General features: G+C 73.4%; 9 protein-coding genes. All 9 read right to left on the reverse strand.

Going from position 1 to position 10710, the window contains the following annotated elements; genetic code table 11:
* Nucleotides 1–18 precede the first annotated feature (18 nt).
* A complete protein-coding gene (locus tag ACFC09_RS31345) occupies nt 19–555 on the reverse strand; it encodes a hydrogenase maturation protease (protein WP_376533726.1) in 537 nt (178 codons plus the stop codon).
* Nucleotides 552–1976, reverse strand: coding sequence for a hypothetical protein (locus ACFC09_RS31350; protein ID WP_376533727.1), 1425 nt, complete (start codon nt 1974–1976; stop codon nt 552–554). The genes ACFC09_RS31345 and ACFC09_RS31350 overlap by 4 nt, the downstream gene beginning before the upstream one ends.
* Entirely contained in the window at nt 1973–2653 is a 681-nt protein-coding gene (locus tag ACFC09_RS31355) for a DUF6084 family protein (RefSeq protein WP_376533728.1), read from the reverse strand. The genes ACFC09_RS31350 and ACFC09_RS31355 overlap by 4 nt, the downstream gene beginning before the upstream one ends.
* Nucleotides 2650–3303 carry a DUF5947 family protein gene (locus tag ACFC09_RS31360; RefSeq protein WP_376533729.1) on the reverse strand — a complete coding sequence of 218 codons (654 nt, stop codon included), beginning with the start codon at nt 3301–3303 and terminating at the stop codon, nt 2650–2652. The genes ACFC09_RS31355 and ACFC09_RS31360 overlap by 4 nt, the downstream gene beginning before the upstream one ends.
* Nucleotides 3300–3845, reverse strand: a complete 546-nt coding sequence (locus tag ACFC09_RS31365) for a hypothetical protein (RefSeq protein WP_376533730.1) — start codon at nt 3843–3845, stop codon at nt 3300–3302. Before ACFC09_RS31365 ends, ACFC09_RS31360 begins: the two co-directional genes overlap by 4 nt.
* Nucleotides 3842–5626, reverse strand: coding sequence for a nickel-dependent hydrogenase large subunit (locus tag ACFC09_RS31370; RefSeq protein WP_376533731.1), 1785 nt, complete (start codon nt 5624–5626; stop codon nt 3842–3844). Before ACFC09_RS31370 ends, ACFC09_RS31365 begins: the two co-directional genes overlap by 4 nt.
* A gap of 87 nt (nt 5627–5713) precedes the next feature.
* Nucleotides 5714–6802 carry a hydrogenase expression protein HypE gene (locus tag ACFC09_RS31375; RefSeq protein WP_376533732.1) on the reverse strand — a complete coding sequence of 363 codons (1089 nt, stop codon included), beginning with the start codon at nt 6800–6802 and terminating at the stop codon, nt 5714–5716.
* A 69-nt stretch (nt 6803–6871) separates the two neighbouring features.
* Nucleotides 6872–8641, reverse strand: coding sequence for a hydrogenase maturation protein (locus ACFC09_RS31380; RefSeq protein ID WP_376533733.1), 1770 nt, complete (start codon nt 8639–8641; stop codon nt 6872–6874).
* 414 nt (nt 8642–9055) lie between these two features.
* Complete coding sequence (locus ACFC09_RS31385) at nt 9056–10561, reverse strand: helix-turn-helix domain-containing protein (RefSeq protein ID WP_376533738.1); 1506 nt, start codon at nt 10559–10561, stop codon at nt 9056–9058.
* Between the last annotated feature and the right edge of the window lie 149 nt (nt 10562–10710).

A 10710-nucleotide genomic window follows, 5' to 3' on the forward strand; every position in this document is an offset into this window, starting at 1 on the left:
CTTCGCGGCTTCGGCCGTTCATTTCACGGCGTCGGCCGGTGGACACGGTTCGGGTGCCGGGGACGGGGCCAGCAGGTCCTCGACGAGCCGGACGGCCTGCGGCACCGCTGCGGAGACGGGGGCGCTCAGCCCCATCCCCTCGTCCACCGAGGCCGGTTCGCACCCCACGACGAGGGTGCGGCGCGGGGGTGCGGTGCCGGTGCCGGCGCAGAGGGTGCCGAGCAGGGCGAGCACGGCGTCCGGGGTCATGCGGTGGCCGTCGAGCGGGGCGCCCGCCGCCTCGGCGCGGCCGGCGTCCTCGTGCTCGATGACGTAGAGGGTGCCCGGGGGGCCGCCGCGTGCGGTGGCGTCCACCAGGATCAGGGTGTCGTAGCCGTCGAGGAGTTGGTAGGCGAGGTGCACGCCGCGCACCCCGACGTCCACGACCTCGACGTGGCCGGGCAGCGGGCGGCCGGCCAGGGCGCGGGCGGTCTCCACGCCGAAGGCGTCGTCGCCGAGGAAGACGTTCCCGATGCCGGCGACGAGGACCCGGCCGGGCGCGGTGGGCGCGCTCATCCGCCGTCGTCCTGCGGCCAGGCGAGTTCGTCGGGCTGGAAGTACAGGAAGCGGCCCTGTTCGCGGCGCAGGTCGGCGCCCGGGTCGCCGTCCACGGTGACCGCCACGTGCACCACGCCGTCCACGTCGTGCAGCACGGCCTCGGCCGTGGCACCGGTGCCGTGCAGGAACAGGTCCTGGGCGTCGGTGCGGCGCGCGCCGGGGCGCAGCACGAGGCGGCTGCCCGCGCGCACCGGACGGCCGTCGAGAAGGACGCTGTCGTGGCCGGGGTCGAAACCGGCGTCGGCGGCCGGGTCCCACCACGGGGTGTCCGGCCGCGGTACGCCGTGTTCGTCGGGGAAGCCGGGCCCGTTGTGCGGCCGGGTCGCCTCGCGCAGGCCGCGGACCGCGCCGTGCAGGCGTTCCAGCACCTCGGGCGGGAGCGAGTCGGCCAGGTCGATCACGGCGGCGGCCCGCTCGTCGGTGCCCCGCGCCTCGCGTTTCTCCTCGTCGGTGAGGGCGGCGGTGCGCAGCGCGAGGATCTCGTCGATCTCGGTCGCGTCGTACAGGGCGCCGGGGCTCTCCGGGGCGATGGCCGGATGGTCCTCCAGGATGATCGGCGAGGACAGCACCACGTCCGTGCGGCCGGGCTCGGCGGCCAGCACCGGCCAGGTGTGCAGATTGCGGCAGGCGGCGACCGCGCCCTTCGCCCACTGCGGCGGGTCGGTCATCGACAGGAACGAGCCGCGGTCCACGGCCAGCAGGAGGTGGGCGGCCACCAGGGAGCGCGGCAGGGCCGCGTCCCGGTCGGCGGCGTGCCCGGCGGGCGGGGTCCAGTCGCTGGTGTTCTCGGCGACGGCGGTCAGTCGCAGCACCCGGTAGGGGCCGTCGAGTTCGGCTGCCGTCAGCCGCAGCCGGCCGGTCAGCGGCTCGTACCGGTGGACGGTGCGGCCCGCCGTGCGGCCGTCGGCGTCGAGGACGGTCTCGTGGTCGGTTGCTGCGGGCCGGTCGATGTCGACGGTGACGTCCCCGGCGACGAGGTCGGCGACCGGTACGACGGCCGTGACGCGCTCCTCCACCCCTTCGTCCCAGGGGACCAGCACCCGGTCCGCGAGGCGGAGTTCGGGCACGGTCTCGAACCCGCCGCCCGCGACCGCCTGTTGGACGGTGCGGCGGCGGGCGCGCAGGAACCGCAGTTCGACGGCGAGCGCGGCGCCCGCCTTGGGTTCCAGCAGGCACTCGGTGTGCTGGAAGGAGTGCTCCGCGCACTCGGCGCCCCAGCCGGGCGGCACCAGCACGCCGAACTGCCAGCGCAGCCGGTTCTTCGCGGCCGAGGCCCGGTAGGGGTAGAGCACATAGCCCTCGAAGAGGACGGCGTCGGCCACTTTCCGGGCGACGGCGAGGCGCGCCTCGGTCTCGGGGGCGAACCCGGTCGCGCTCACGGAGCGGTCCTTCCGGTGGTGCGGGTGAGGACGGGTCCCGGTGCGGGCGCGCCCTGCGCCCGCGCGAGCAGGGCCTGTACGGTCGCCTCCCAGGAGGGCAGCGCCCGGCCGGAGCGGAACGCCAGCAGGGCGTCCATGGTGTCGCGGGGCAGCCGGATCCAGCCGCAGCCGGGGAAGTGCTGTTCGACCATCTCGCGCCAGGTGGCGACCGGCATCCGGAAGGTGGCCTCCCGGTCCCACGGGACGGGTTCGACGCGAAAGCCGCGGGCGCCGGTGAACGCCGTTCCGGAGAACAGCATCAGCAGGGGTACGTCACCGCCGTCGAGCGCGTCGAGATAGCGGGTGGCGGCGATGTCCATGTCGTAGGTGCAGGGCACGACCAGATCGGTCTCGGTCTCCCGGGTGAAGCCGGGGACCACCAGCGGGACCTGGGCGAACTGCACCGGCTGGAGGGTGCTGCCCCAGCGGGAGGGTTCGCCGAACAGGTCCACGAGTCCGTCGGTCTCGGCGCGGTCGTAGCCGCGCCGGGCGGGTTCGACACGGATCTGGCAGCGCAGCGCCAGGGCGTGCACGGGTTCGTCGTCGGGGGTGGTGATCCGCAGCCGGAACACCAGGGTGGGGCCGGCCGCGTAGCGGTCGGCGCGCACTCCCGTGCAGGCGAAGGAGAGCCGGCTCATGGGCGGACCTCCGTGCCGACGGGCCTGGCCCGGTCCTCGACGTGCGCGAAGAAGGCGTCCAGGGCGGCGCGGGCCTCGGCCCCGCCGTCGAAGCCCTGCCACAACAGCCGCATGCGGCCGACGAGTTCGTAGCAGATGTCGATCGGCACCAGGTGGCAGCCGCAGCCGTCGTCGGTGCGGCGCACCAGCAGCGCCTCCACGTCGGGTTCGAGCAGGCCGGCCAGGGTGCTCTCGCCGAGCACCGCGGTCCAGGCCGCCGGTTCGAGTTCGCTCTCGGTGGCTCCGGCCGGGCTCGGGTAGAGGGCGACGAGCCGGTCCAGGGCGGCGTTGCGGAAGAAGAAGGCGACGCCGACCGGGATGCGCAGGGTGTCCCAGGCGCGGTCGTCGAGACGGTGGTCCGGGTCGGTGAGGTAGCGGGCCGGGACCGCGCGGAACCGGCCGCCGCCCGCGCCGGGCCGCTCCATCAGCAGGTAGCAGGACACGCAGGAGCAGACCAGGGCCCGCCGCTCGGTGTCGACGAGGTGGCGGTGGTCCGTGTCCGCCACGGGGGTCGCGCACAGTCCGCAGCGTTCCGGCTGCGGCCGGCGTTCGGTCAGGAACCGGCGCAGGCCGCGGCCGGTGCGGGTCGGCAGGTCCGGGGTCGCGCTCATGCACCGGCCCCGGGGCGGGTGCCGATCTGCAGGAGTGCGGGCTCGCCGGTGCCCGTCGGCCGCACCTCGACGGCCGTGACCTCGGGCGCGAAGCAGGAGAGCGCGTCCTCGGCGGCCTGTCGCAGGTCCGGGGCGCCCGCGGCGCAGCCGCAACCCCCGCCGGACGCGGCGCGCAGCCGCAGCGTTCCGGTCGCCTCGTCGAGGCCGAGGACTTCGAGCGCGTCGGAGCCGGCGCCGTCGATGGTGTCGAGGGCGCGGCCGATGCGGGCGTTCAGGTCCTCGGGGTGCAGGTCGTGCAGGAGCAGCAGGCTCGCGACGAGTCCGTCGCCGTACAGGGCCTCGGCGCGGGGACGGTCCTGGGGGGCGGAGAGCAGTTCCAGGATCCGGGCGAGCCCCGCGCCGTAGAACTCCATGAGGGAGCACACCAGTTCCTCGGCCGCCGCGACGGCGGCCGGGTCCCCGGTGGCGGAGAGCCGGTCGAGCACCTCCTCGATGCGCCGGCCGGCCCGTTCCGCGTGCGCCGGGGTGGCGGTGGCGGTCATCCGCCGAGTCCGCTCAGGCCGGTGGGTACGTGCATCTTCTCCACGGTCCGGCCGTCGCCGACGTACATGTGGACGCCGCACGGCAGACAGGGGTCGAAGCTGCGCACGGTCCGCATGATGTCGATGCCCTTGAAGCTGTCCGGCGGGTTCTCCTCGAAGATGGGGGTGTTCTGCACGGCGTCCTCGTAGGGGCCCGGCGTGCCGTAGGGGTCCCGGACGCTGGCGTTCCACGGGGTGGGCGGGTACGGGTGGTAGTTGGCGATCTTGCCGTCGCGGATCACCATGTGGTGGGAGAGGACTCCGCGGACGGCCTCGGTGAATCCGACGCCGATGCTCTCGTCGGGCACCTCGAACTTCTCCCAGGTCTGGGTGCGTCCGGCGCGGACCTCTTCGAGGCCCTTCTCGGCGAAGTGCAGCGCGAGGGCGGCGGTGTACGCCTGGAAGTAGCTGCGCGCCCGGTTGCGTTCCAGCGCGTTGCTCCACTTCGGGATCTTCCACTCGAAGGTGGTCTCGGGCCGGGTCATGGTGCGCGGCAGGTTGATGACGACGCTGTGCCCGGTGGACTTCACCCCGCCGGTGTCGACCAGGCCGGCCAGGGCGGTGGACCAGAGCCGGGCGAGGGGGCCGCCGCCGGTGTCCAGGGCGAGGTGGTCCTTGCCGTCGAACCAGCGGGGCGACATCACCCAGCTGTACTTGTCCTCGAAGTTCCGCTTCTGCGGGGCGGGGATGGTGTGCTGGTTCCAGGGGTGGCGCGGGTCGACCGGGTTGCCCAGCGGGTCGTGGGTGACGAACTGCTCCCGGCCCGCCCAGTCCTCGTAGTAGGAGCTGCCCAGCAGGATGCGGATGCCGAGGTTGATCTCGGTGAGGTCGGTGGTGACGAGCTTGCCGTCGACGATGATGCCCGGGGTGACGAACATGCGCCGTCCCCAGTCCGTCATGTTGGCGTAGGTGAAGTCGCAGTGATCGGGGTCGTTGAGCGCTCCCCAGCAGCCGAGCAGGACGCGCCGCCGGCCGACTTCCTCGTAGCCGGGCAGGGCCTCGTAGAAGAAGTCGAACAGGTCGTCGTGGAGCGGGACGACGCGTTTCATGAACTCCACGTACCGCATCAGACGGCTGAGGTAGTCCGTGAAGAGCTGGACGGAGGCGTTGGTGCCGACGCCGCCCGGGTAGAGCGTGGAGGGGTGCACGTGGCGGCCCTCCATCAGGCAGAACATCTCCCGGGTGTAGCGGCTGACCTGGAGCGCCTCGCGGTAGAAGTCGCCCTCCATGGGGTTCAGGGAGCGCATGATGTCGGCGATGGTGCGGTAGCCGTGGTCCGCGGCGTGCGGTGCCTCGGTGCGTTCGGCGAGGTCGAGGACGCCGGGGTTGGTCTCCTTGACCATCTTCTCGCAGTAGTCGACCCCGACCAGGTTCTCCTGGAAGATGTTGTGGTCGAACATGTACTCCGCGGCCTCGCCGAGGTTGATGACCCATTCGCCGAGGTGCGGGGGCTTGACCCCGTAGGCCATGTTCTGCGTGTACACCGAGCACGTGGCGTGGTTGTCGCCGCAGATGCCGCAGATGCGGCTGGTGATGAAGTGCGCGTCGCGCGGGTCCTTGCCGCGCATGAACACGCTGTAGCCGCGGAAGACCGACGAGGTGCTGTAGCACTCGGCGACCCGCTTCTGCTTGAAGTCGATCTTCGTGTGGATGCCCAGGCTGCCCACGATCCGGGTGATCGGATCCCAGGACATCTCGATCAGGCCGCTGCCGTCGCGGGCGGCTTTGCTCGTCGGTGCCATGGTGTCAGTCGTGCCCTTCTGCGAGCGGGAGGTGCGGGGGGTGCGGACGGGAGGGGGAGCGGGACGGGGCGGGACTGCTCGCCGTGCTCACCACGGCGGCCGGTACCCGGTGGTGAGCTTGCCGCCGGTGTGGCGCCACTTGGGCTCCTGGTCGACGGTGTGCTGGGTGACCGAGCGGAGCCGGCGGATCACCGCGCCGTAGGCGCCGCTGGCCTTGGTGGACAGCGTGGCGCCGGGGGGCTGGTCCATGAACGGCATGAACTTGTCGGGGAAGCCGGGCATGGTGCAGGCGATGCAGATGCCGCCGACGTTCGGGCAGCCGCCGATGCCGTTCATCCAGCCGCGCTTGGGCACGTTGCACTTCACCACGGGGCCCCAGCAGCCGATCTTGACCAGGCACTTGGGCGAGTCGTACGTGTCGGCGAAGTCGCCCTGCTCGTAGTAGCCGGCCCGGTCGCAGCCCTCGTGCACGGTGGCGCCGAACAGCCAGGCCGGGCGGAGCTTGTCGTCCAGGGGGATCATCGGGGCGGAACCCGCCGCCTGGTAGAGCAGGTAGGTGAGCGTCTCGGCGAAGTTGTCGGGCTGGATGGGACAGCCCGGGACGCACACGATGGGGATGCCCGCCTTGGACTTCCAGTCCCAGCCGAGGTAGTCGGGCACGCCCATCGCGCCGGTCGGGTTGCCCGCCATGGCGTGGATGCCGCCGTAGGTGGCGCAGGTGCCGATGGCGACGACGGCGAGGGCCTTGGGCGCGAGCCGGTCGATCCATTCGCTCGTGGTGATCGGCTGGCCGGTCTCCGGGTTGTCGCCGAAGCCGCACCAGTAGCCCTCGGGCTTGATCGCCTCGTTCGGTACGGATCCCTCCACCACCAGCACGAACGGGTCGATCTCGCCCCGCTCCCCCTTGAAGAACCACTCGATGAACGTGTCGGCGCCGCCGACCGGGCCGCACTCGAAGTCGATGAGCGGCCAGTGGACCTCGATCTTCGGCAGCCCCGGCAGCACGCCGAGCGCGATCTGTTCGATGCTCGGCTGCATGGCGGCGGTCAGCGCGACCGAGTCGCCGTCGCAGCTCAGCCCGGCGTTGATCCAGAGGATGTGGATCGTGGGCGTCTCGCCGGCGGGCGTGCCGCCGGCGTCCGTCGTCTCGGCAGTGCTGGGCGTGGCCGGAGTCATGCGACCGCCTCCTCGGGGAGGTAGGGAACAAAAGCAGACATTTCGACTGCTTTTTCGTGTTTCTTCGTATCAGGCGTCCGGGGACGGTGAGAGGTCTGCTTGGTCCGTTCCAGTGACACGGGGTGCGGACCGGCCGCCGGGTTCGGCGGCCACGCGCGGGCCCGCGGCGCGGGTGAGGTGCGGCGGCGTGCCGACGGGGCGCTGCTTGGCTACGAAGGCCCGGCGCAGCGCGTGGTACGGGGCGTCCGGGTCGTCGAAGGTGCGGCGCATCCGGGCCAGCTCACGGTCCCGGAACGCGGACAGCGGTTCGACCGCCTCCTGGCGGTCCAGTTCGGCCTTCTTGGCCGCGATCCGGGACGGCGTCCCCGGCACCGCCGCCAACCGGGCCGCCAGCCGGGCCACCTGCGCGGCGAAGTCCCCGGGCGCGCACTCGATCACCCGGTCGGCCAGGCCCGTCCGCAGGGCACCCTCGGCGCTCACCGGCAGGGCCTCCCGCATCAGCCGCTCGGCCGCCGCCGCTCCCACCCGGCGGGGCAGCGAGTACGTCCAGTACTCCGATCCGTACAGACCCATGAGCCGGTAGTGCGGGTTCAGCACGGTCCCGGACCGGCACCACACCTCGTCGGCGGCCAGGGCGAGCATCACCCCGCCGGCCGCGGCGTTGCCGCCGAGGGCGCAGACCACCAGCCGGTCGGTGGTCGTCAGGACGGCCTCCACCAGGTCGTCGATGGCGTTGATGTTCGCCCAGGACTCGGCGGCGGGGTCCGCGGCGGCCTCGATGACACCGAGGTGGATGCCGTTGGAGAAGAAGTCGCGCCGGCCGCCCAGCACCAGCACGCCGGTGGGGCGTGCGCACGCCTCGCGGTAGGCGGCGAGCAGGCGCCGGCACTGCGCGGTGCTCATGGCACCGCCGGGAAAGGAGAACTCCAGGAAGCCGACGTCGCCCTCCTCCCGATAGCTGAGGTCGGTCCAGCCGCGGCGGCGCGCGTCCGCCGTCGGTGCGGGCGCGAACTCGGGCAGGTCGGGCAGCCGGTCCCCGAGGGCCGTCACGGCCGGCAGCTTGACCGCGGGCGCCTGGCCGGGCAGCCGTCTGGGGCGCAGTTCCGGGATCCACACGGCACCGTCGGCCGTGGCCCGGCAGACCGCACCCGCCCGGGTGGCCAGCAGGGCACCCGGGGCACCGTGCAGGCGGTGTTCGGGGTGGCCGCCGTGCAGGTACCACTCCTCGCCGTACAGGACGTCCAGCACGCCGGGCCGGGAGTCCGCGGCGCGCAGCTTGCGGACAACCGTCCGGGTGGGGTCCGCGCTCCAGTCGATCCGCCGGACGCTCTGGTCGAGGTAGGGACGGGCCCGCCCGGCCCACTGCGGTTGCGGCGTGTACGAGCCCGACGTGAAGCGCTCGACGGCGAGGACGACGGCGGCCAGCGCGGCGTCGGCGACCTCGCCCCGGTACAGGTCGCTCTTGCCCACCGGGGGCACGGGGCAGCGCGCCGACGCCCATACGGCGCCGGCGTCCATCTCCTCCTCCGCCTGGAGCACCGTGACTCCCCAGTCCTGCGCGCCCTCCTGGATCGCCCAGTCCAGCGCGGACGGCCCGCGGTCCCCCGGGGGGCCGGGATGCACGACGAGGCAGGGCCACGCCGTCCACACCTCACGGGGGATCGCCGTCGTCAGCATCGGTGCGACGACCAGCCGGGGGTCGTGCCGCCGGACCGCCTCGTACAGCCGGTGGCCGGGGACGGCGAGTTCCACCGCGGTGGTGTGCCCGCGGTCGCGGAGTTCGGCGTGGACACGTTGGGTGAGGCTGTTGAAGGCGCTGGCCACGAGCAGGATGTGCACGGTGTACTCCCGGCGGACGGAGACGCGGGCCGGCCCGCGCGGCCGATGCGATCGTCGGACACACGCCGCCCGGCGCCCCGGCGACCGGCTGGCCGGGTCACCCGAAAGCGGACGCCCGCACCGCCACCCGGCCGCCTGCCCCCTGCCCGCACCCCCACCCGGCCACCTGCGGGTCGGCGCGGGACCGTCCGGTGTCGTGGGCGTTCTTCAAGCTCCGCTCCGCTCCGCCGCGGCGGTGCCGCGCCCCGAGCACGACGTGGGGGCGCGACCGGACCCCCGTACCGGTCGTGCCCCCACCGACTGCCGAACCTATGCGCGGAGCGGGCCGTGGGGGTATCGCGCCGGTGCCCGCCGACGCGCCGCGAGGACTCACCTGTGCACAGTCAAGTCCGTTTGGCCCGTTTCACACCCCTGCTACATACGGCGCAGCACGGGCTCGGTGAGATCACCGACGACCAGGTGGGCCAGAACGACCTCGTAGAGATCGCTGCCCGCGGCGAGGAGTTGGCGTTCCAGGACGGGTTCCGCGCTGCGGACGTGCTCGCGGACGGTCTGGGCGTGGACCCCGAGGTCCTGGGCGGCCCGCTCCGCGTTCCCGCCGGCGGCGATCCAGGCACGCAGCGTGCCGCGCAGGTCGCGTCCGTCGTGGACCAGGCGGCCGAGGAGGTCGTGGGCCCAGGCGCGGATCGCGGTCCCGGCGAGCAGGCCGCCGAGCCGGACGGCGGGCGGCTCGGCGGCCGGACCGTGGGTGACGGGCGCGGCACAGCCCGCCTGGGTGTTCAGCGCGAGGTGGACGGTGGCGCGGACCGCGAGGTCGGAGAAGTCGGTGCGCAGCAGCGCCTCGACGCGGTCCATGCGGGCCCGGACGGTGTTGCGGCTGACGCCGAGCACCTTCGCCGCGTTGACCGCGGTGTACTCCAGTCCCAGTCGGGTGGTGGCGAACAGTTCGGCCCGGGTGTGGTGGGGCAGGGTGTCGAGCGGCCGGAGCACGTCGGCGGACCAGGCGCGCAGGGCGGTGAGGTCCATCAGCGTCTGCGGATGGGTGCGCTCCGCGTAGACGGCCGTCTGGTCGGGGCGGAAGTGGGCGACGGCGAGGGCGCTGATGGCCTGGCCGTAGGCGAGCGAGGTGCGCGCGAGGCTCTGCCGGACGCTGCCGCCGAGATAGATGCCGGGGCGGCTGTCGACGAGCGAGCGCAGCCGCTCCCCCGCCGCCGCGGTGGGGCTGACGACGATGATGTGCCGGTCCATCGCGGGACAGCGCACGACGAGGGCCCGGCCGCCGGTCGCCTCGATGCATTCGTCGATGAGTCTGTCCCGCTTCTCGGCGGCCCCTTCGACGACGTACACGCTGGCGGTGTCGGTGTCGAGCAGGCCGGGCCACAGGCCCGCGGCGACCCGGCGGGCCGCGATGGTGTCCTCCACCATCAGCAGTTGCAGGATCGCCAGCCGCAGGTCGGCGGTGGCCCGTCTCAGGCGCTGCCCGGCGGCCGTCAGTTCGCCTTCGCGCAGCAGGAGTTCGACGACCGGGGCGGTGCGGGTCACGATCTCCGCCGCCCGCCGGTCGAACGGGGCGGCCCGGGCTACGGCCAGCACGCCCGTCGACGCCTGGAACGGCCCGTAGTGGCGCACCGCGACCAGGCGGACGTACCGCCCGTCGTCCTCCACCGCGGCCGACGAGATCCGTCCGGTCACCACGTCCGTGACCAGCGTGTCGGCCAGCGGCACCGGGGCGCCCTCAAGTACGGCTCCCGTGTCGTCCCGCACGCACACGGCGCCGTCCACGGCCCGTGCGAGCCAGTCGACCACCCTGCGCAGCTCGCGTGCGCCGGGACGCAGGTGGTCGAGGAGTTCCTCGGCCCATGCGGTGTCCGCGGCGCGCGGTATCCGGGTGCGGGGGCCCTTGTCCACCAGGCCGGCCATCTCGCGCTTCTCCTCGTTCATCCGGTTGCCCTAGTGCCTCGGCAGGCAACGTTCGCCCGTCAAGGAGCGGCGTTCGGTGCGTGGCCCCCACTGCCCTGGACGGGCGTGGGAGGTACCCCCACTCGGTGTGCCGGCCGGAAGTCCTCGTA

Origin of the sequence: Streptomyces sp. NPDC056161, from assembly GCF_042268025.1 — a bacterium.
Classification (GTDB): Bacteria; Actinomycetota; Actinomycetes; order Streptomycetales; family Streptomycetaceae; genus Streptomyces.